Genomic DNA, 20426 nt, shown 5'->3' on the forward strand with positions numbered 1-20426 from the left:
GACTAGGACTTGTCCGGTTCCTCGGAACCGCGAACGCCGCGGCCCTCGTCATCTGGCTCCGTGCACGACCGGCCGGACAAGTCCTCCTCGGCAAGGAAACCGAGGATCTCTGCCGTGACGCGCTCGGGTGCGTCCTCCATCACGAAGTGTCCGGCCCCGGGGACGACCGTGAGGCGGGCGCCGGGGATGTCTTCGGCGAGCCGGTGGGCATAGGCCAAGGGCTGCCACTGGTCGCGCTCGCCCCAGAGGATGTGGACCGGCATGGTCAGGGAACCAAGCTGGTCGGCGATCTCCTCGGTGTACCGGGAGTCGTAGTGCCGCACCTGGTGCTCGAAGAAGGAGACGCGGCCGAGCGCCGACCGGTGGGGCGCCAGGTACGCGTCAAGGACGTCATCGGTCATCGTCGCTGCGCCGTCGGCCACCGTCATCTCCAACTGCCGGGTGAGCAGGGCGTCGAACGCTTCCTGCTGCAGATGCATGTGTCCTTCCAGCTGCTCTTCGATGATCTTTCTCCAGGTCTCGGAAGGCCAGGAGTCGTAGCTGACCGTGTCGATGATCATCAGCCGCCGCACCCGCTCGGGGTGGGCAACGGCGAACCGCTGACCGATGGCGCCGCCGATGTCGTGGGCGACGAGGGCGGCCTGCTCGATGTCCAGAGCGTCGAGCAGGCCGGCCAGCAGATCCGTCTGGGCGGCGACAGAGGTGTCGCGGTCCACCGGACGCTCGGAGCGCCCGTAACCCGGCAGGTCGTATGTGATCGCCCGGTGGCCGGCGGCCTCGACGTGCGGCACAACGTTCCGCCACTCGTACGAGTGGGAGGGGGTGCCGTGGACGAACACCACCGGCTCGCTCGCGCCGCGGTCGCGGTAGGAGATGCGGACTCCGTCAACGATCAGGTCACAGGGCAGGAAGTTCATGCGGTCGGCTCCTGACTGGGTAGTTCCGCCTTCTCAATTAAATGTACAGGTCTGTTCATTTAGTGGAGTGGCGCGCCATGATGGAGACTGTCCGTTCGTCGTCGTCGGGGAGTGAGGGATGAGCGAGACCAACACGGGGTCTGCGGCGGTCGGCAGGCGGCGGCCGGCCCGGGAACGTCTGCTGGCGACCGCAGCACGCCGCTTCTATGCCGACGGCGTGACGGCCACCGGGATCGACACGATCATCGCCGAAGCCGGCGTGGCCAAAACAAGCCTGTACAACAACTTCTCCTCCAAGGCCGAGCTGGTCAGGGCCTATCTCGACGCCCGGCATAAGGAGTGGCTCGCGGCATACCGCACACGACTGGAGGAGACGGCGGGCCCTCGCGAAGCCGTCCTGGCCGTCTTCGACACCTACGCCGATAGCGCGGAGGCCGCCCGGGAGACCGGTTTCCGCGGCTGCGGCCTGCTCAACGTGGCGGCCGAGTTGCCCCTGGGGGACGCCGGGCGTGAGGTCGTACGCCGCCACAAGGAGACAGTCGAGGAACTGATCGGCGGCCACCTCGGACACCTGCTGCCCTCTCGTCCCGGAGAGGCCAGCGCTCTGGCGGAGCACCTGTCCTTCCTGCTGGAGGGCGCGATGGCGCGGGCCGGCCTGGAGGGCGACAGCAGCCGACTGGCCCACGCCCGCACGCTGGCAACGGCACTGCTGGACGGGGCCGCGGACAGCTCCTGAGCCTCGCACCTTCCTGTCTGCCGCGCCGAACCCTGCCGATCACTCAATGGCCGCTCTGCTTTTGCGGTGCCCAGGAGGGGCACAAGATCCGCCGGACAAGTCCTAGCCGGAGGGCGGGCAGAACCGCCGCGCCCTTGCGCCGCGAGCGGCGGTTCTCCGCGATGACCAGCATGGCTACCGCGGGCGCCGGGACGCTCAGTCGGTCAGCGACTTGAACATGTGCACGTCCGCGTTTCCTCCAGGGATGCCCAGGGTCCGGCCCGTCTCGGTATAGCCGTGGTGCTGGTAGAAGCCGGGCGCCTGAAACGTGAATGAGGAGACCGCGACACGGTCGCAGCCCCGCGTCCGCGCTTCCTTCTCGGCTGCCAGCAGAATCTTGCTGCCCCATCCGTCCATTCGGCAGTCTTCGCGGACCCACAGCATCGAGATCCCGCACAGGCCACCCCACGTCCATGCGGTGAGCCCACCGACCAGTTCTCCCGCACCATCGGCCACCTTGACCGAGAACGAGCCGTAGTCGCCCGCGCCGCTGGCGGTCGTGTTGAAGGCGACCAGCTCTCTTTCCAGCCGCTCGCTCAGCTCACCATCGTGCTCGCCGGTTGTCAGCGTCGGGCCGGAGCCGTTTTCGTGGATCGTCACCGCGCCGAGTATCCCGGGGCGGCCGGCACGGCACCATCGGATTACCGCGACCTTGATCCACTTTTGTCGAAGCGAGGGGCGACGGCTCAGTCGCGTGGTACGGGAATGTGTGCCCGGGTGCGTCGGATGCAGGGCCGACCGCGCAGCGGGACAAGTTTACTTGACGCCCGATGTCACGTGCGCTTTACTCACCGTCATGTTGTCAAGCACACTTAACAGAAGGCGGGCGGGGTGAAGGCCCCGGCCTCCGCCTACGCCCTCACGGTCGTGGCGGGAGCGGCCCTGGCGGCAGCCTTCGGTGCTGCGGCGGCACTGTTCCGTGAGGGGAGCCAGATGCTCTCCTTCGGGGTTTTCGCCACCATGGCCCTGGGGCCGTGCTTGTCCCTGTCGTGGCTCGCCTTCGTCTCCCAGCACACAGCCCTCTCCGACCGTCATGCGGAGGAGAACGTCGAGACCGCCTGGTTCACGCGCGCCACCAGCGGGGCGTGTACCGATACGTTCGCGGCCTGCGGGATCGCTCTCGCTGCCGTCACCCTCGCGGACCTGGACGTCAGCGCGAGCGCGGCGCTGAGCGGAGTCCTCGCGCTCGTGGTGCTCGACACGGCTGTCCGGTACCTGGTCGAGAAGCGGTGGAGCCGCTGATGGACAACGAACTCGCGTTCCTGCGCTCCGGGCGCGGGTGGTCCCAGGCGCGTCTCGCGGAGGAACTCGGTGTCTCGCGGCAGACCGTCATCTCGATCGAGCGCGGCCGCTTCGACCCGAGCCTCCCGCTCGCCTTCCGTATCGCACGTGTCTTCGACCGGACGATCGAGGATGTCTTCCACCCGGACGACGAAGCGTGACACTCAAGGCTTGTTCGACTGCACCGGGTGCGGACCGGCGTGCAGCGGCGTGACCTGCCGGAACGCTACGGGCCGTGGAAGACGCTCTACGAGCGGGCATCGGCGGTGTTCGGCCGACGTAAGGCGTACGGCAACGGCCCGTGCCGCAGCTCACCTACCTGCAGGCCGGGCATCCGGCACATCATCCCCGAGAAGAGCGACAGCCAGGCCCTCCGCCTGCGCAAGGGCTCGCGCGGCGGACGGCCACCCGCCTTCGGTAAGGACCGATGCAAGAAGCGCAACACCGTCGAAAGGACCATCAACAAGCTGGCGCAGTCCCGGGCTGTGGCCACACGGCATGGCAGGCGCGGCTACGCCTTCCTCGGCACCGTCGCCGTCGCAGCCGTCACCGTCTGGTTCCGCTCACGACCGGCAAGGACATCTACCGCGCGGCTACAGCCTCGATCTCAGCAGCCACGCCTCGTCGTAGATGCCCGTGATGATGACCGTCAGAGCTGGAGCGTGGTCTCCGAGGACCTCACGCCGGATCGCGGAATTCTCCCCCCGGTACGCCCTGTCCGACAGGAAGGTAGTCACCTTGACCAGGTCAGACAGCCCCATTCTGTGATGAGCCAGGGCTGCGGCCAGGTTGCCCCATGCCTGACGGCACTGTGCGGCAAACCCCTGTGGGAGCGTGCCACTCGGAGCCACCGGAATCTGCCCGGAGACGTGGACCACGCGTGCAGGAGCGGCGATCTCGTACGAGTGACGGTAACCACCACCGTCGGGAACTATCGGGCCAGGAGTGATCACACGTGGATCGTTGCAGCTCTGCGGATCAACGGCAATCGAGATAACCGACCCGGTCCCCGGGCCACATCAACGGACTCGTGATCGACCGGACAGGGCTTAGTAGCCCGGCGGGCCCTGCTCGCCGTTCACGTCCGACTCGACCTTGTCGCCGTCGGCGTCCAGGACGAACCACTCCGCGCCGAACTCATCGAGACCCTGGCCGTTGGTATCGCCTGGCTCGGAGTCGCCGTCGTACCGGTAGAGCGGGTGGTCGTTGTACGTGACCTGGGTCTTGCCGTCGGGCCGCTCCGACGTGTCCAGCAGCTTGGACTTCGCCGAGCCCTCGGCCTCCGGCTCCTTCGAGGTGAGCAGCGGCGGCCAGGCCTCGGCGCAGTCGTCGTCGCAGGTCGAGGCCGTGGACTCGTCGGACTCGAACAGGTAGAGGGTGCGGCCCTTGGCGTCGACCAGGATGGTGCCGAGGTCGCCGACCGACTCGGTCTTCACGGTGGCCCGTTTGTCGTCGTCCTGCGCCACACTCGACGCCTTGGTCGACGGCGTGGCCGACTGCTTGCTCGACGGCGGCGCCGACGCCGAGGCCGCGGAACCGCCGTCGTCGTCGGAACATCCGCTTGCGGCGGTGATCGTCATGAACGCGGCCGTTCCCACGACGGCCAGGCCGTATCGCCTCATCACAGCTCCACACCTCATCAGGCCCGATGTCTCGGGGGCCGGTGCGTGCATGTTCCCTGACCGCGGGATTTCTGCGGTGGACGGTTTCCTCTGCGCCCCCGAGATCCACCCGGATGGCGGCGCCCGTCCCCGGCCCAGGCCGTCGACGACACCGACGCGCAGGGTCGCGCGCTCGGAGTCGGAGCCCTTACCGCGATGCCTCCGTACCGCCTTCGCCCTCCCGGTGGCCGGCGGGCCCGGTCGCGTACGCCAGCGGCGGTGCTATCGCCTGCGCGTCCGCGCCCTCGCCGACCCAGAGGGTGATGAACAGCGCGGCGGTCGCTTCCAGGAGCCCGGCCTGTTCGAGGCCGCCGCCGGCGACGGGTTCGCAGCCTGTGTCCCGTACCAGCTCGCGTGCGCGGGCGAGGGCCGTCTCGTCGTCGCCGCAGAGCGGAACGGCCAGGGGGCGGCCGTCGAAGACGGGCGGGCGCATGCGCCACACGTCTTCGTGGCAGAGGTTGAACGCCTTGACCACGTGGGCTCCGGGGGCGGCGGCGGCGAGTTGCCGGGCGGCCGAGGGGCCTGATTCCGTGAGCAGTCGGAAGCCGGGCCCGACGGGGTTGGAGCAGTCGAGGAGGGCCTTGCCGGCCAGGGCGGCGCGCAGGTCCCGTACGACCTCCGCCCCCGCCCCGAAGGGCAGCGCGACCAGCACCGCATCCTCGCCGGCCTCGGCCGCGGCACGCAGGCCGCCGGCCGTGGCGGTGCCGCCGATGCGCGCCGCGAGGCGCCGCGCCCTGCGGACGTCCCGGCCTCCGATGGTCACCCGGTGCCCGGCCCGTACCCAGTGGGTGGCGAGCGCGTCGGCCATGTTGCCCGTGCCCAGTACGCCGATCCTCATCACGCGTGTCCTTTCCGTTCCTGCGCGACCGTTCACGACGACGCTAGAAGGTCGTTCAGGCACCATTTGGTACGTGACGACCGACGCCTTCCTCGCCGACTGCCGTGCCCGCCTCGCCTTCGACCTGCTCTCTCACACGTGGAACGCCGTGGTGCTGTGGGCACTGCGCGACGGCCCCAGACGGCCGGTGGAGCTACGGGAACAGATCGGGGGCATCAGCTCCAAGGTCCTGACCGAGACGCTGCGGCGGCTGCAGTTCAACGGGCTGGTCGAGCGGCAGGCGCACGGCGGCGCGCCCCCGCGGGTGGAGTACGGGCTGACCGCCCTGGGCCGGACGCTGCTGGAGCCGATCGGCGCGTTCGGCGCGTGGGCGTTCGCGCACGGCGACGAGGTCATGGCGGCACAGGAGGCCGGGAGCGGGTAAGGACGCCTACGCGGCATCCGCTCGGCATGGCGGTCGAGGCCTCGACCGGCCTCGACCGGCCCTCCGTGTGGCCTGACCGATGATTTTTCCGCGCCGTGCCGGTCTGTACCCGGAATACCGACTCGCGGGAGGCTGACGCCGTGCGGAAACTGACCTTCGCCATGAACATGAGCCTGGACGGCTACATCGCCGCGCCCGGCGACAACCTGGACTGGAGCGTGCCGAGCGACGAGCTGTTCCAGTGGTGGTCCGACCGGGTGGGCAGGACGGGCCAGGCGCTGTACGGGCGCAGGCTGTGGGAGACGATGAGTTCCCACTGGCCGACCGCCGGCAAGCAGCCGGATGCCACACCGGCGACGATCGAGTACGCCGGCCGCTGGCGGGACATGCCGAAGGTGGTGTTCTCCTCTACGACCACCACGGTCGACTGGAACACCCGGCTGGTCACCGGTGACGCGGTCACCGAGATCACCCGGCTCAAGGCCGAGGACGGCGGCCCCATGGACATCGGCGGTGCCACACTCGCCGCGGCGGCCATGCGGGCCGGGCTGATCGACGAGTACGTGACCGTCACGCATCCGGTCCTGGTGGGCGGCGGCACACCGTTCTTCACAGCCCTGGACAACTGGGTGAACCTGAGCCTGGTGGAGACCCGGACGTTCCCCGACGAGGTGCTGCTGACCAGGTACGAGGCCAAGCGCTGAGCGCTCGACGCCGGATCGGCGGGGGCTTCGGGCGCCCTAGGGTCTCCCGGCGCCGTGTTCCCCAACCGGACGGCCCCGGCCGGGGAGGGGTGAGGTCCGGCGAGGCCTCCGTCTTCGGTCCCGGCCGCGGTCCCGGCCGCGGTCCCGGCCGCGGCCTCGGCCCGACGCCTCCGCCCGGTGCTGTGACCCACCGCCCGTCGGCGAGCAAGCGTCGAGGGGCCCGGCCCCGGCACGCCCCCGCGTCCGGCGTCGGCGCCCGCGTCCCGCGTCCCGATTCCCCGCACACCCGCCCCAGGGTATGAGCCCCCTCTGACAAAGCGCGGGCTACCGGCAACTGTCCTCGTCGCCGCCATCAACGAGCGGCTGTGGCCAGCCTTCTCGACGTGCTATGCCGAGTCCTTCCCGGGGATGGGAGCACCGGAGGGCAGACCGGCTGCGACGTACTCGTCGTAGAGCTGCTCCCACTGGACGGTCGGACCGTGGTGCGGCCCCTCGTCCGGCCGCCGCTCGGCGCGCGCGTCGAGCGCGGAGAGGCAGATCTGCCAGCCTGCGGCGTTGCGGGCCGCGGTGTCCCGGGCCTGCAGCACGTTGGTGAGCGTGAACCGGGTCCGGTGGTCGCCGAGCGGTTCCAGTTCGAAGACCAGCTCGTCGCCGGCCCAGGTGAAGGCCAGCAGGCGGTTCGCGGCGAGGGCGGTGATCCGGCCGGTCGACTGGGCGTCCGGGAGGTGGGGATCGCCGGCGAAGGTGACGGCGCCGCCCAGGGTGAGGTCGATGGTGACGTTCGGGGAGGGGAACCAGTGGGCGAGTTCGGCCGGTTCGGTGACCAACGACCAGACCTTTTCGACGGGATGGTCGTAGACCCGCTCGAAGCGGACCGCGGGGCGGCCGTCGTCGAGCTGGAGGTAGCTGCCGGAGTCCGTGGTGATCATGGTTGCTCAGGCCCTTTCCGTTTCTCGGTGTCCCGGCGCCCTGCGGCGCCGTCTTGGTGCGGGTCCTCGCTGCCGGCGTCCAGCCGCCGGCCCAGCGCGTCGAGGCTGCTGTTCCACAGCCGCCGGTACGGCGCCAGCCAGGCGTCCAGTTCGGCCATCGGGGCAGGTTCGAGCGCGTAGAGCCTGCGCTGCGCGTCCCGCTCGACCCGGACCAGGCCCGCCTCGCGCAGCACCCGCAGATGCTTCGACGTGCCCGGCTGGCTCAGGCCGCACGCCTCGACCAGCTCGCCGACCGAGCGCGGGCCCTCCAGCAGGAGGCCGAGGATCGCGCGCCGGGTCGGGTCAGCGAGTGCGCTCCACACGGCGACGTCCATACGCCCAGCATGCCCGTAGAGGAATATAACCGTCAAGGAATACTCGACCGGCTCCCCGATAAGCTGGCGGCCCATGGATCTCTGGGGTGCAAGCCTGTACGGAAACCCCTGCCGGGACTGGGGCTACGACTGGCCGGTGCCGCCCCGGGCGGCCGTCGCGTACGTCGAGGGACTGCCGCCGCGCTACGCGACGCTGCTGGAAGGACACGAGGGCACCGAGCGGCATCCGGAGCCGGCCTGGACCCCCGGGAGGCCGTATCGCCGGTCAGGGCCACGGCTCCGCAGGTCTCAGCACCGACCCGTCCGGCCCACCCGGCCACGGAGCGCCCCCGCCCGGTAACAGTGCCTCCCCCGTGCCGCGCCGTGACGGCGCCTCAACGCCGCACGCCACACCGCACACGGCACGTCACCCCGCACCGCACCGCGGGATCACCCCCGCGCCCAGCCTGCATACTGGCCTGCATCCCCCGCCCAGAAAGCACGCCCATGACCACCGACAACCGCCCCGCCCCACCCCGTTCCGGGAGCGAACGCGACACCCTGCGGGCATTCCTCGACTACCACCGCGCCACCCTCGCCATGAAGTGCGAAGGACTCACCGACGACCAACTACGACAGCAGTCCATGCCGCCGTCCGCCCTCTCCCTGCTCGGTCTCGTACGGCACATGGCCGAGGTCGAGCGCGCCTGGTTCCGTCGGGTCTTCGAGGACAGCGACGCGCCCATGGTCTGGTCCGACGAGGTCGACTTCCAGGCCGCGTACGACGCCGGCGCCTCCACCCGCGACGAGGCGTTCACCGCCTGGCAGGCCGAGGTGTGGCGCTCGCGCCGCATCGAGCGCGAGGCGGATTCCCTCGACCGGACCGGGTTTCAGCCCCGGTGGGGCCAGGACGTGTCGCTGCGGATGGTGATGGTGCACGTCCTCCTGGAGTACGGCCGGCACAACGGGCACGCGGACTTCCTGCGCGAGGGCATCGACGGCACCGTGGGCGCCTGAACCCACCTGGCGGTAGCGGTGCAGGCGGGCAGGGCTCCGCTCCGTACGCAACCGGTCGAGCGGCGGCGCGCGGACGAAGCGGGCTTTCATGCTCGTCGTCTGACTTTCTGTCGGCGGAGGGTGTAGTTCACCTCATGAATGAAGGAGACGTCAGAACCAATTCATACAAGGGCACCCCGGGCAGTTCGCTCCCGGGCCGGGCCGTTAATCTCCGCCACTATGACCGACCTTCACATCCACCAGCCGGGCGCGGACGATGCCGGCGGCGACCCCGCCTCATCCGCGTCCCCGACCGGGGCTGCCCCCGAAGCCGGTGACGACGGCGAGCCCGCCTGCACCGCCGACACGGCCCGAAGCACCGCCCGCACCACCGACCACACCACCCCCGGCGGTACGCGCTGGGTGGTCCGGGGAGCCGGGGGCATCACCGTCGCGGTCCTCGCCGCCGACCTCGGATCGCGCGGCATCAACGCCTACAAGGACATCCCCAGCGTCCGCAGAATGCTCAACGTCGACCTCGAAGCCAACCTCGCCACCTGGTGGAACAGCACCCTCCTCCTCGCCGTCGCCGGCGTCGCCCTCGCCGCCGCGCTGCTCACCCGGCGCAACGACCGGCCCGGGCGGCTGTCGTGGCTCGGCCTCGCCGCCGCCACCGCCCTCCTCAGCATCGACGAGACCGTCTCGCTCCACGAGCGCCTCGGCGAGGTCGGCAAGTCGTGGAAGGAGACGGCCGGGGTCGCGCTCCCGTCGCACGCCTGGGTGCTGCCCGGGGCGATCCTCGCCGCGGCGGGCACCGTGTGCGCCGTGCTGTGGGCGCGGCGACTGCCGCGGGATCTGCGGTGGGGGCTGCTGGGTGCGCTGGGGGTGTACCTGGGGGGCGCGCTGGTGGTCGAGGCGTTCAACGGCTGGGCGCACAAGAACGACTACAGCCTCACGCTCATGCTCGGCACCCTCGTGGAGGAAGGGCTGGAGATGGGCGCCTGCGTCGTCGCCCTCGCCGTCCTGGGCCGGTACGTCGTCCTGGAGCGCGACCCCGTCACCGGCCGGGCCACCGCCCTCCTCCGCTCCTGACCTACGCCCCCGACCTACGCCGCCCCCCGACCTACGCTGCTGACCTCCGAACCCGACCCGCCCGCCCGACCCCACGCTCCCCCCGTCAGCCCACCGGCGCGACCGGCTGTCTGAGCACCGTCCTCAGCCTCTCCGGCCGGACACGGCGCGGGTCGCTGAGGTAGACCTCGTGGTGGTGCCCGGTCATCCGCAGGCCGTTGGCCGCCAGGTACTCGCCATGGAGCCGGGCCAGCGCCGGCCCCTCGTCGTCGTACGGGCCGACGTGCAGGAGCTGGGCGCTGGTGCCCTCGTGCAGGGTCTCGGGGCGGAGGCCGGGCAGCGCGGGGAGCGCGGCGGGGCCCTTCTTCGCCAGCACGGTCCGGCTGGCCTCCGCCACCGACTCGTCCGTGATCCAGTCGGGCAGGCTGACGAGCATGCGCCACTGCCACGCGGTCTTCTCGCGCGTGACGAACACCTCCGGGCGGTCGGACCACCACAGCCCTTCGAGCGGGCCGACGACGAAGTCGCGTCCCAGGGTGCGCTTGCTGCCGAACTTGATCGTGTACGCGACCGCGTACAGCGCCTCGACCGCGTGGGTGTAGTCGGCGCTGGTGTTGGGGTCGCCCCGGCCGTCGACGGCGATGAAGCGCTGCGGCGGTACGTCGACGAGCGCCCAGTCGGTGTTCGTCGGCGCGTAGAACTGCTTGAGCGCACGCTTGACGTCGTACTTGCTGTCCGAGGCAGGCATCCGGATCAGAGTAGACCGCGGGTGTGACAGTCCGTGCCGCTCGCCGCGCCGCCGCCCGCCGCCGTGCCGAAGGGGTTGTCGATCACGTAGCGCCACGCCCGGTCCGTCCCTGACGGGCAGGCCCGGCGACTGGAACCCGGCGTTGGCGGCGGCGAGCTGTGCGCCGGTGACGCTCGTGCCGGGGCGGGGGGGGACGAACACGGGCCGCCCCACGGGGAACCGCTATCCGCTCAGCGACACCCCGTGCTCGTCGGCGAAGGACCGCCGGCACATGCCGTGGCAGAAGCCGTACAGCACCCCCTCGTGCACGAGCGTCAGCGCGGCGTCGTCGAGGTCCACGGCCATGCCGCAGACCGGGTCGACCAGTTGTCCCCGCGGCGGTTCCGGCGCGGGCCGGGCGGCCGCTCCGTGGCGGTACGTCCGGGAGACGAACTCGGTGAGGTCCAGGCTGCTCATCACCCTTCCGCCGAAGCCGACGCTGCCCTCGCTGACGCCCTCCACCAGGACGACCGCGTGCGGTTCGCGCCGCAGCCGGCCGGGGTCGCGGCCCCCGGCCCGCTCACTCTCCGCCAGCACGTCCGTGACGATCTTCACCGTGTACTCGGACATCTCCTTGCGCCAGGACGCCGGCACGGTGACCCGCACCAGGTAGCGCGGCGGATCCGCCGGGTCGGCCGCCGGCCGCTGGCCGAGGACCCAGGCGGCGGGCTCGTGCACCAGCACCTGCGTGACGGTGCGCTGGGCTTCGAGGACCTCGATGGCGTGGCTGTCGTCCTCGACCATCAGCGTGTCGATGAGCCGGCGTCCGAGCGCCTGCCGCTCCTCCTCTCCGAGCACGCCTTTGGGTACGAAGACCTCGATCAGCAACATCCCGGGCTCCTGCGGTGCGATCGGCTGCTGGACAGCGACCACTATGCCCCGGAGGGGTATCGCGAACATCCGTCACGGGGAGGACCCGCGCCCTGCTGCGGGGGAAGCAGCCGCGGCTCCCCCATGACCTCGGGGGTGCAGTACGCCCACCAGCCGGCCCCGTGCCCAACGACGGTTTCCCCGCTCACTTCATCCGCGTCGCCCACTCGCGCACCTTGGCTATCCGCTGCCGGATCTGCCCCGGCGTCGCCTCCGCGCTCGGCGGCCCACCGCACACGCGGCGCAGCTCCGTGTGGATCACCCCGTGCGGCTTGCCGCTCTGGTGGACGTACGCCCCGACCAGGGAGTTCAGCTCCTTCCGCAGCTCCATCAACTCCCGGTGCGTGACCACGGGCCGCCGGTCGGCGGGCAGCTCCAGCAGGTCCGCCTCGTCCGCCGGTTTCTTCCGGCTGTGCGCGATCTGCCGCGCCTGCCGCTTCTGCAGCAGCAGCTGCACCTGGTCCGGCTCCAGCAGCCCGGGGATGCCGAGGTAGTCCTGCTCCTCCTCGCTGCCCGGGTGGGCCTGCATGCCGAACTCGGCGCCCTCGTAGACGACCCGGTCGAAGACCGCGTCCGACTCCAGCGCCTCGAAGGGCAGCTCGTCCTGGTCGCCGGTGTCTGCGTCTGCTTCGTCGCCCTGCCGGTTCGCCTCCGCCAGCTCCTTCTCGCTCTCCGCGTACGGGTCCTCCTCGCCCTCCCGCTTCGGCTTGTCGAGGACGTGGTCGCGCTCGACCTCCATCTCGTGCGCGAAGCCGAGCAGCGCGGGGATCGTCGGCAGGAACACGGACGCGGTCTCGCCGCGCCGCCGGGAGCGTACGAACCGGCCCACCGCCTGCGCGAAGAACAGCGGCGTCGAGATGGTCGTGGCGTACACCCCGACCGCCAGCCGCGGCACGTCCACGCCCTCCGACACCATCCGCACCGCGACCATCCACCGGTCCTGCGAGGCCGTGAACTCCTCGATGCGCTTCGACGAGCCCGCGTCGTCGGAGAGGACGACGGTGGCGCGGTGGCCGGTGATCTCCTTGAGGAGCTTGGCGTAGGCGCGGGCGGAGTCCTGGTCGGCGGCGATGACGAGGCCGCCGGCGTCGGGGATGCCGCGGCGGATCTCGGTGAGGCGGCGGTCGGCGGCGGCGAGGACGTTGGGCATCCAGTCGCCGCGGGGGTCGAGGGCGGTGCGCCAGGCCTGGGCGGTGGCGTCCTTGGTCATCGGCTCGCCGAGGCGGGCGGCGATCTCGTCGCCGGCCTTGGTGCGCCAGCGCATGTTGCCGCTGTAGGAGAGGAAGATGACGGGGCGGACGACGCCGTCGCCGAGGGCGTTGCCGTAGCCGTAGGTGTAGTCGGCGGAGGAGCGGCGGATGCCGTCGTCGCCCTCTTCGTAGACGACGAAGGGGATGGGGTTGGTGTCGGAGCGGAACGGGGTGCCGGTGAGCGCGAGCCGCCGGGTCGCGGGCTCGAACGCCTCCAGGCACGCCTCGCCCCAGGAGCGGGAGTCGCCGGCGTGGTGGATCTCGTCGAGGATGACGAGCGTCTTGCGCTGCTCGCAGCGGTTGCGGTGCAGCATCGGCCGCACGCCCACGCCGGCGTAGGTGACGGCGACGCCGTGGTAGTTCCTGCCGACCGGTCCGGCGCTGTACTCGGGGTCGAGGCGGATGCCGATGCGGGCGGCGGCTTCGGCCCACTGGGTCTTGAGGTGCTCGGTGGGCGCGACGACGGTGATCTGCTGGACGACGTGGTGGTGGAGCAGCCAGGAGGCGAGGGTGAGCGCGAAGGTGGTCTTGCCGGCGCCGGGGGTGGCGACGGCGAGGAAGTCGCGGGGCTGGGACTGCAGATAGCGGTCCATGGCCGCTTCCTGCCAGGCGCGCAGCTTGCCGGCGGTGCCCCAGGGGGCACGGCCGGGGAAGGCCGGTGAGAGGTGATGAGAGGTGGTGCTCACGGTCTCCGGGGGGTCGTTCGCGGTCGGGCGGTCGGCGGTCGGGCGGTCGTACGGTCCGGTCGCCGACAGCCACTCCGGCAGCGGCAACCGCGTCAGCCTACCGCCGCACCGCACGCCACTCCCGGGGCGCCGGACGAGACGAGATTCACACGAAGCCCGGTCGCGGGCCGCCCGTTTCGTCCTGGCCGTCCCGGCGCAGGGCCCGCAACTCCGCCGCGATCACGGCGACATCCTCGGTCTTGCCGGCCGCGATGTCGATGACGAGGTCGAAGGCCCGGTCCTGGTCGATGTCCAGCATGTCCACCCCGTTGATGTCGAGGAACACGACGGTGCACATCCAGGCGGTGCGCTTGTTGCCGTCGACGAGCGGGTGGTTGGTCGTGAGGGACTGCAACAGCGCCGCGGCCTTCTCCACCAGGCCGGGATAGGCCTCGATGCCGAACATCTGCGACTGCGGCCGTCCCAGCGCCGAGGTGAGCAGCCCCAGGTCCCGTACCACCACGCGCTGTCCGGCGCAGGCAAGTTCTGCCAGGTCCAGGGCTTCCTGGACCGTCAGGTACTTCACGCGCTACTCCCCCAGCCTCCGGAGCAGATCCGCGTGGTTCGTGGCGTACTTCGCCCCCAGCTTGCGGACCGTGGCCCGGTCAGCCTCTTCGGTCAGATAGCGCTCGATCGCCACCAGCACTATGGCGTGCATGCTTCGGCCCTCCTCGTCGGCGCGCTCCTTCAGCGCCTCCTGGAGGTCGTCCGGCAGCCTCAGGTTCATGGCCATACCACAATGGTACCGCTCTTCGTATCAATGCGGTACCTGCTGTGCCCCGGGTGCCCGCAGGCGTCCCGCCACCGCCGCGCCGACCAGTGCGACCGCCGCCATCGGCAGCATCACCGCCACGAACGCACCCGGCCGGGCCGCGCCGCCCGCGTCGAGTGCGCCGTGGCCGACGGCGGCGCCGCCGAGGGCGGCGAAGACGACGCCGGCGACGGCCAGCAGGACGACGTTGGCGAGGCTGTCGGAGAGCTGCAGGGCCGCGGAGTTGGTGCCCGCCTCCTCGGGGGCGGACAGCTTCAGGAGCAGCACGCTCGTACCGGAGATGGCCATCCCCATCCCGTAGCAGCCGAAGGCCCACTCGACGGCGACGATCCACACCGGCAGCGACTCCACCAGCACCAGCGGCGCGGTCGCGATCGCCGTGGCGGTCAGCACCATGCCGATGCGGACGAGCCGGACACGGTACGGGTCCAGCCGCGGCCGGGCCTGCGTCCAGGAGCCCAGCGCCCAGGTCCCGCCGCCGACCGCCAGGCACATGCCGGCCTCGGTCACGGACAACCCGCGCTGGGTGACCAGCATCAGCGGCACGAAGCTCTCCGCGGCGATGAACGACCCCGCCGCGATGCCGCGCATCAGCACGACGGTCGGCAGCCCGCGTGCGGCGACGTACGTGCCGCGCGGCAGCAGCACGCGCACCGCGGGGACGAGCAGCGCGACACCGGCCAGCGCGGGGAGCAGCGAGAGCCAGCGCAGGTCCTGGCCCGCGTACTGCAGCAGGCCGCCGCCGGCGGCGATGGCCAGCGCCAGCCGGATGCGGCGCCGGTCGAGGGCGGGGGGCGCGGCGGGGTCGACGGGGCCGCGGGCGCGCCGGCGGATGGCGGGGAGCGCAACGGCGAGCGGCACGACGACCAGCGGCGGTATGCCGAGGAAGACCCAGCGCCACCCCAGGTGCTCGGTGACGCCCCCGGCCGCGAGCGGCCCCACGACGGACGGCACCACCCATGACGCGGCGAACGCCGCCAGGATCGCAGGCCGCAGCCGCTCCGGGTACGCCCGGCTGACGGTCACGTACAGCGCGACGATGACGAGCCCGCCCCCGAGCCCCTGCACGGCCCGGCCGGCGACGAACGCCCACATGGCCTGCGCGGTGCCGGATATGAGCAGCCCCGCGGCGAACGCGCCGATCCCGGCGGTCAGCGGGTGCAGCGGCCCGCTGCGGTCGCACCACTGGCCGGAGAAGACCATGGCGAACAGGGCGGTGGTGTAGAAGGCGGAGAAGGCGTAGGCGTAGAGCCCGATGCCGTCCAGGTCGTGTGCGGCGGCGGGCATCGCGGTGCCCACGGCGGTGGCCTCGAACGCGATGAGCAGGACGACGGTGACGATGCCGACGCTGAGCGCCCGGTACGGACGCCGCAGCACGCCCTCGGGCGCGCCCGCCGCGCCGTCGGCGCTGCTGTCGCCGGTGTCGCCGGTGTCGCCGGTGTCGCCGGTGCCGGCGTCGGCGTCTCGCGATTCGAGGCTGGCCATGACCAGCAGGGTATGGCCCGACACCGACACCCGCGCCTGTCGGTGGTCGGTCCGCCGCTACGCCGTTGGACCTAGGCCCGCGCGTACGCCCACTGGCCCACTCGGGATGCGCGGCCCCGGCGCCGCGATGACGATCGACGGGTGGGCACGGGGGCGTGCCCCGTAGTCAACGAGAGGTGGAAAGACCATGAGGGTGCTGCTGACCGCTCAGTTGGACACCGAGAAGGCGAACCGGGCGATCATGGACAATACGCTCCCCAAGACGATGGCGTCGCTACTCGAACAGGTCAAGCCGGAGAGCGCGTACTTCGGGGCGAAGGACGGGGTGCGCACCGCGTTCATCGTCTTCGACCTGAAGGAGCCGTCCGACATGCCCTCCGTCGCCGAACCGCTCTTCCAGGAACTCGGCGCCAAGGTGACCTACACGCCCGTGATGAACTTCGAGGACGTTCAGGGCGGCCTGCAGAAGAAGTACGGATCGAGCTGACCGCTGACGCGCGTTCGGCCCGCGCGTATCTCCGCGCCGGGCGGCGTCAGGCCGTGAGCGGCACCGGATGGATCTCGTCCGCCGGGTGGCCGGCGCGCTCGTGAACGCGCATCACCGCCTCCGCCGACGGCGCCTCCGACAGGCAGTAGACCTCGCCGGACCGAGGATCCGCCCAGGCCTGCTTGAAACGCACCCCTTCCTCGCCCTGGACGGCCAGATCCGCGCGGTGCGCTTCCTGCAGTTGCTCGCTGGTGATCCCCTTCATCCCGTGGTGAACGTCCATGAACTCGGCCATGATCATGCACCTCCGATCGCCGGTACTTCCATAGTGCACCCGGCATCGGCAGCGCACCCGCCGAGCAACCACCCGGAAGACACCCGAGTCCAGGCGAAAGGTGCAGACGCGGCATGGGCGACGGCCGGCTCACCCTCACCACGGTCGACACCGGGCGGGTACCCCCGCTGCTGGCCCTGGCGGCCCTGGTGGTCACCTTCCTCGTCACCCGCGGCATCACCCGCATGATCCGCGCCGGCCGGGGGCCGTTCCGGAACGTCAGCCCCGGCGGGATGCACATCCACCACGTGGTGCCGGGAGTCGTCCTCATGGTGATCGGAGGGTTCGGGGCGATCTTCGTGGAGGGAGGCGTGGTCGCCGAGTCCGTGGCCGCCGTCGTGTTCGGCGTGGGCACGGGTCTGGTGCTCGACGAGTTCGCCCTGATCGTCCACCTGCACGACGTCTACTGGAGCGAGCAGGGCCGCGCCTCGGTCGAGGTCACCGTGCTGACGGTGGTGGTCGTCGGCATGGTGCTGATCGGCTCGTCCCCCTTCGACATGGACGACCGAGGAGGGCCGCAGGAGCAGGGGGTGCTCCTGTGGGCGGTCAACATCGTCGTCGGCACCCTCATCGCCGTGGTCGCCTTCGCCAAGGGCAAGTTCCGTATGGGCGTGCTCGGCGTGGTCATCCCCCTGGTGGGGGCGGTCAGCGCGATCCGCCTGGCCCGTCCCCGGTCGCCCTGGGCGCACCGCTTCTACGCGAGCCGGCCGCACAAGCTCGCCCGCGCCACCCGCCGCGCGGCCCGCCACGACGCCCGCTGGAGCGGCCTGCGCACCCGCTTCGAGAACGCCATCGCCGGCGCGCCCAGCCGGCCCCGGCAGCAGGACCGAGACGGGGACGGGGGCGGGGACCAAGACGGGGGCAGGGACGGGGACGGCCCTCCGCCGCCGCCCGCGTGACCCTCGGCGGGGCAGTTCGCGGGGCACGCCCGGCCCCGGTCCGGGACGCTCGTGGACGTCCGCGTACGGCCCTCCCCGGTCGGCGCCCGCCGCACGGCCTGCTCGCCTACTGCTGCACCGCCGCCGACTGCGGCCGGATCGGCAGCCGGCTCACCGGCCGGCCCGTCGCCGCCCGCACCGCCGCCGCGACCGCCGCCGGCGAGGTGACCACCGGCGCCGCGCTCGCCGCCTTCGCGCCGAACGGCGCCACCACGTCCCGCTCCTCGACCAGCTTCACGATCCGCACGTCGGGCGCGTCGAGCGCCGTGGGCAGCGGGTAGCCGGTGAAGTCGGGGCGGCGGACGATGCCCTTGTTCGTCCGGAGGTTCTCCATCAGCGCCGCGCCCACGCCCTGCGTGACGCCCGCCTCGATACGGGCCGCGAGCTGCCGCGGGTTGAGGACCTTGCCGACGTCCTGCGCGACGGCCATCTCCACCACCCGCACCGCGCCCAGCTCCACGTCCACGTCCACCACCGCGCGCACCGCGCAGAACGCCAGGCCCACGAACGCGTCGCCCTGCCCGCCCGCGTCCAGCGGCTCCGTCGGGTGCGGCCGGCACTGCGCCGTGGCCCACAGCTCCTTGCCCTCCAGCGCCTCCGCGACCGTCGTCGACAGCACGCCGTCGTACGACGTGATCTTGCCGTCGGCGATCGTCAGCAGCTCCGCGGACATCCCGAACTTCTGCGCCAGCGGCTGCAGCAGCTGCGTACGGACCATCTTCGCGGCCCGCTCCACCGCGCCGCCCGAGACCCAGGTGTGCCGGCCGTGGCAGGCGGGCCCGGCGGCGGGCTGGTCGGTGTCGACGGGCGCGGTGTGCACCTCGTCGACGCCGAGCACCTCCTGCACGATCTGCCGGGCCAGGGTGGCGAAGCCCTGGCCGGTCTCGACGGCCGCGCAGATGACGGTGGCGACGCCGCCGCTGACCCGCACGGTCGCGGTGGCCACCTCGTCGGCGCCCTCGGCGCCGAGCATGTGCACCATGCCCAGCCCGTAGCCGACGCCGCGGCGGACGACCTCCGGCTCGCCCGCGCCCTCGGGGCCGCCGGGCAGCAGGGTCTCCGCCGCGGGCGGCGGTGGCGCCTCCCGTACGGCGGTGAGCAGTTCGGCGACGGGCGCCGGGCAGGTGACGGTCTGGCCGGTGGGCAGCAGGTCGCCGGTGGCCATGACGTTGCGGGCGCGCAGCTCGGCGGGGTCCATGCCGAGGGCGGCGGCGAGCTTGTCCATCTGCCCCTCGTACGCGGCGCAGACCTGCATGGCGCCCTCGCCGCGGACGTGGCCGGAGGGCGGGTTGTTCGTACGGACCACCCAGCCGTCGACGAACGCGTGCGGGACGACGTACGGGCCGCAGGAGAAGGACACCGCGGCGGCGAGGGCCTCGGCGGAGGTGTCGGCGTAGGCGCCGCCGTCCATGAGGATCTGCGCCTCGACCTTGACCAGCTTGCCGCGGGCGTCGGCGTGGTGCCGATAGCGCAGGAGGGTGGGGTGGCGGTGGGCGTGGCCGAGGAACGACTCCTCGCGGGTGGCGAGCAGCTTCACGGGCGAGCCGGTGCGCAGCGCGAGCAGCCCGAGGGGCAGCTGCATGGAGCCGTCCTCGCGGTCGCCGGTAGCGCCGGGGACGCCGGTGACGACGACCTTGACCCGGTCCTGGGCGAGGCCCAGGCAGGCGGAGACCTGGTCGCGGACGGCGTGCGGGTCGGTGGCGGCGGCGTAGATCTCCACGCCGCCGTCGGGCCGCGGCACGGCGAGGCCGGCCTCGGCGCCGATGGGGGCGGGGTCCTGGCGGCCGATGCGGTACATGCCCTCGACGACGACCTCGCCGCTGGCCTGCGGATCGCCGTAGCGCAGCGGGATGTGCCGGATCAGGTTGCCGTCGGGGTGCAGGGGGTCGGCCTCGAAGGCGGCCTGGGGGTCGGTGACGGGATCGAGGATCTCGTACTCGACGGCGATGGCGGCGGCGGCGAGCCGCGCGGTGTCGGGATGGTCGGCGGCGACGGCGGCGACGGGCTCGCCGTGGTGCCGTACGACGTCGTGGGCGAAGACGGGCCGGTCGCGGACGCCGCGGCCGTGGGCGGCGCCGTCGGGCAGGTCGCGGTGGGTGACGACGACGCGGACGCCGGGCATGGCCTCGGCGGCGGAGGTGTCGACGGAGACGATACGGGCGTGAGCGTGCGGGGAGCGGTGCAGCGCGGCCCAGAGGAGGCCCTCGGCCCACAGGTCGGCGGCGTACGGGAAGGTGCCCTCGGTCTTGGGGACGAGGTCGGCGGCGGTGAGGGACGCGCCGATGCCGTGTCCCTCCGGGGCGCCGGGGGGGACGGCGGTCGTCGCGGAGGGCGGGGCGGTGCGCTGCTGGGAAGGATTCACGGCGCGGATTCCCTCCTGGGGAGAAGGCGGTTGCGGAAGTCCTCGGGGACCGGCCCGTCCGCGTGAGGCCGGCGGCCCCGCGTAGCGGGGGCCCGCGGCCCGCGTTCGCGGTCCACCCCCGCATGCGCGGGGAGCGGAGCCGGGGCTATGGGACGGCCGCGCCGGCGCGGGGACCGCGGACCGGCCGCCGGGAGGAGACTGACGGCCGGGGGAAGATCCCCGCGGGTGCGGGGAGCGCTCCGACACCGGCGGCCCGGCGAGCGCCGCCCGCCGGGGCCGGCCCCCGCACACGCGGAGAGCGCGGCCGTCGCGGTGTGCTCCGGGGAGGGGGTCATCGGGGGCCTCCCTCTCCGGGGGTCGGCGGGCGGGGCGGCGGCATGCGGAGGCCGTCGGGGGCGGGGTGGGCGCCGCCCTCGCCGGGGGCGGCCTGCTGCGGGATCCGGGCGAGTTCGGCGGCGCCCGCGGCG

24 protein-coding genes are annotated in these 20426 nt (G+C 72.2%); 9 read left to right on the top strand and 15 right to left on the bottom strand.

Annotated elements, in window-relative coordinates:
* Positions 1–2: 2 nt before the first annotated feature.
* Entirely contained in the window at positions 3–917 is a 915-nt protein-coding gene (locus ABD317_RS09060; protein WP_344289274.1) for an alpha/beta fold hydrolase, read from the bottom strand.
* Between the two features lie 118 nt (positions 918–1035).
* On the opposite strand from ABD317_RS09060, the gene ABD317_RS09065 reads away from it, so the two are divergent.
* Positions 1036–1653 carry a TetR/AcrR family transcriptional regulator gene (locus tag ABD317_RS09065; protein WP_344289275.1) on the top strand — a complete coding sequence of 206 codons (618 nt, stop codon included), beginning with the start codon at positions 1036–1038 and terminating at the stop codon, positions 1651–1653.
* A gap of 195 nt (positions 1654–1848) precedes the next feature.
* On the opposite strand, the gene ABD317_RS09070 is transcribed toward ABD317_RS09065, so the two are convergent.
* Positions 1849–2292 (bottom strand): GNAT family N-acetyltransferase, encoded by a 444-nt coding sequence (locus tag ABD317_RS09070; RefSeq protein ID WP_344289276.1) that lies wholly within the window; start codon positions 2290–2292, stop codon positions 1849–1851.
* A 231-nt stretch (positions 2293–2523) separates the two neighbouring features.
* Between ABD317_RS09070 and ABD317_RS09075 the strand changes: the two genes are divergently transcribed.
* Both ABD317_RS09075 and ABD317_RS09080 read left to right on the top strand, forming a co-directional pair.
* Entirely contained in the window at positions 2524–2934 is a 411-nt protein-coding gene (locus tag ABD317_RS09075; RefSeq protein WP_344289277.1) for a hypothetical protein, read from the top strand.
* A complete protein-coding gene (locus ABD317_RS09080) occupies positions 2934–3134 on the top strand; it encodes a helix-turn-helix transcriptional regulator (RefSeq protein ID WP_344289278.1) in 201 nt (66 codons plus the stop codon). The genes ABD317_RS09075 and ABD317_RS09080 overlap by 1 nt, the downstream gene beginning before the upstream one ends.
* Before the next feature lie 432 nt (positions 3135–3566).
* Here the strand turns inward: ABD317_RS09080 and ABD317_RS09085 are convergent, their stop codons facing one another.
* The 3 genes from ABD317_RS09085 to ABD317_RS09095 form a co-directional block, all read right to left on the bottom strand.
* Complete coding sequence (locus ABD317_RS09085) at positions 3567–3926, bottom strand: RidA family protein (RefSeq protein WP_344289279.1); 360 nt, start codon at positions 3924–3926, stop codon at positions 3567–3569.
* A gap of 96 nt (positions 3927–4022) precedes the next feature.
* Positions 4023–4595, bottom strand: coding sequence for a COG4315 family predicted lipoprotein (locus ABD317_RS09090; protein ID WP_344289280.1), 573 nt, complete (start codon positions 4593–4595; stop codon positions 4023–4025).
* Positions 4596–4782: 187 nt separating this feature from the next.
* Entirely contained in the window at positions 4783–5472 is a 690-nt protein-coding gene (locus ABD317_RS09095; protein ID WP_344289281.1) for an NADPH-dependent F420 reductase, read from the bottom strand.
* A gap of 73 nt (positions 5473–5545) precedes the next feature.
* Here ABD317_RS09095 and ABD317_RS09100 point away from each other — a divergent pair, with 73 nt between their 5' ends.
* A complete protein-coding gene (locus ABD317_RS09100) occupies positions 5546–5896 on the top strand; it encodes a winged helix-turn-helix transcriptional regulator (RefSeq protein WP_344289282.1) in 351 nt (116 codons plus the stop codon).
* A 140-nt stretch (positions 5897–6036) separates the two neighbouring features.
* Entirely contained in the window at positions 6037–6600 is a 564-nt protein-coding gene (locus ABD317_RS09105; RefSeq protein WP_344289283.1) for a dihydrofolate reductase family protein, read from the top strand.
* Positions 6601–6986: 386 nt separating this feature from the next.
* Here ABD317_RS09105 and ABD317_RS09110 read toward each other — a convergent pair whose 3' ends face one another.
* Together ABD317_RS09110 and ABD317_RS09115 are read right to left on the bottom strand one after the other, a co-directional pair.
* Complete coding sequence (locus ABD317_RS09110; RefSeq protein ID WP_344289284.1) at positions 6987–7529, bottom strand: SRPBCC family protein; 543 nt, start codon at positions 7527–7529, stop codon at positions 6987–6989.
* Positions 7526–7903 carry an ArsR/SmtB family transcription factor gene (locus ABD317_RS09115; protein ID WP_344289285.1) on the bottom strand — a complete coding sequence of 126 codons (378 nt, stop codon included), beginning with the start codon at positions 7901–7903 and terminating at the stop codon, positions 7526–7528. The genes ABD317_RS09110 and ABD317_RS09115 overlap by 4 nt, the downstream gene beginning before the upstream one ends.
* A 486-nt stretch (positions 7904–8389) precedes the next feature.
* Between ABD317_RS09115 and ABD317_RS09120 the strand changes: the two genes are divergently transcribed.
* Both ABD317_RS09120 and ABD317_RS09125 read left to right on the top strand, forming a co-directional pair.
* Entirely contained in the window at positions 8390–8899 is a 510-nt protein-coding gene (locus ABD317_RS09120; RefSeq protein WP_344289286.1) for a DinB family protein, read from the top strand.
* Between the two features lie 219 nt (positions 8900–9118).
* Positions 9119–9970 carry a hypothetical protein gene (locus ABD317_RS09125; RefSeq protein ID WP_344289287.1) on the top strand — a complete coding sequence of 284 codons (852 nt, stop codon included), beginning with the start codon at positions 9119–9121 and terminating at the stop codon, positions 9968–9970.
* Positions 9971–10055: 85 nt separating this feature from the next.
* Here ABD317_RS09125 and ABD317_RS09130 read toward each other — a convergent pair whose 3' ends face one another.
* From ABD317_RS09130 to ABD317_RS09155, 6 genes are all read right to left on the bottom strand, one after another.
* Positions 10056–10697, bottom strand: coding sequence for a GyrI-like domain-containing protein (locus ABD317_RS09130; RefSeq protein WP_344289288.1), 642 nt, complete (start codon positions 10695–10697; stop codon positions 10056–10058).
* A gap of 222 nt (positions 10698–10919) precedes the next feature.
* Complete coding sequence (locus ABD317_RS09135; protein ID WP_344289289.1) at positions 10920–11567, bottom strand: hypothetical protein; 648 nt, start codon at positions 11565–11567, stop codon at positions 10920–10922.
* 184 nt (positions 11568–11751) lie between these two features.
* A complete protein-coding gene (locus tag ABD317_RS09140) occupies positions 11752–13542 on the bottom strand; it encodes a DEAD/DEAH box helicase (protein WP_344289298.1) in 1791 nt (596 codons plus the stop codon).
* 145 nt (positions 13543–13687) lie between these two features.
* Positions 13688–14107 (bottom strand): type II toxin-antitoxin system death-on-curing family toxin, encoded by a 420-nt coding sequence (locus tag ABD317_RS09145; RefSeq protein ID WP_344289291.1) that lies wholly within the window; start codon positions 14105–14107, stop codon positions 13688–13690.
* A 3-nt stretch (positions 14108–14110) separates the two neighbouring features.
* On the bottom strand, positions 14111–14314 hold the full coding sequence (locus ABD317_RS09150) for a ribbon-helix-helix domain-containing protein (protein WP_027754347.1): 204 nt from the start codon (positions 14312–14314) through the stop codon (positions 14111–14113).
* A 24-nt stretch (positions 14315–14338) separates the two neighbouring features.
* The gene (locus tag ABD317_RS09155) at positions 14339–15838 is read right to left on the bottom strand and encodes an MFS transporter (RefSeq protein ID WP_344289292.1); all 1500 of its coding nucleotides are present in this window, start codon (positions 15836–15838) and stop codon (positions 14339–14341) included.
* A 187-nt stretch (positions 15839–16025) separates the two neighbouring features.
* Here ABD317_RS09155 and ABD317_RS09160 point away from each other — a divergent pair, with 187 nt between their 5' ends.
* A complete protein-coding gene (locus ABD317_RS09160) occupies positions 16026–16325 on the top strand; it encodes a hypothetical protein (protein WP_344289293.1) in 300 nt (99 codons plus the stop codon).
* 46 nt (positions 16326–16371) lie between these two features.
* Here the strand turns inward: ABD317_RS09160 and ABD317_RS09165 are convergent, their stop codons facing one another.
* Positions 16372–16620, bottom strand: a complete 249-nt coding sequence (locus ABD317_RS09165; RefSeq protein WP_027754349.1) for an SCO4226 family nickel-binding protein — start codon at positions 16618–16620, stop codon at positions 16372–16374.
* A 113-nt stretch (positions 16621–16733) separates the two neighbouring features.
* Between ABD317_RS09165 and ABD317_RS09170 the strand changes: the two genes are divergently transcribed.
* Positions 16734–17558: a hypothetical protein gene (locus ABD317_RS09170; RefSeq protein WP_344289294.1), complete on the top strand. Its 825-nt coding sequence runs from the start codon at positions 16734–16736 to the stop codon at positions 17556–17558.
* A gap of 106 nt (positions 17559–17664) precedes the next feature.
* On the opposite strand, the gene ABD317_RS09175 is transcribed toward ABD317_RS09170, so the two are convergent.
* Positions 17665–19959, bottom strand: coding sequence for a xanthine dehydrogenase family protein molybdopterin-binding subunit (locus ABD317_RS09175; RefSeq protein WP_344289295.1), 2295 nt, complete (start codon positions 19957–19959; stop codon positions 17665–17667).
* Between the last annotated feature and the right edge of the window lie 467 nt (positions 19960–20426).

Source organism: Streptomyces synnematoformans, from assembly GCF_039531005.1.
Taxonomy (GTDB): Bacteria; Actinomycetota; Actinomycetes; order Streptomycetales; family Streptomycetaceae; genus Streptomyces; species Streptomyces synnematoformans.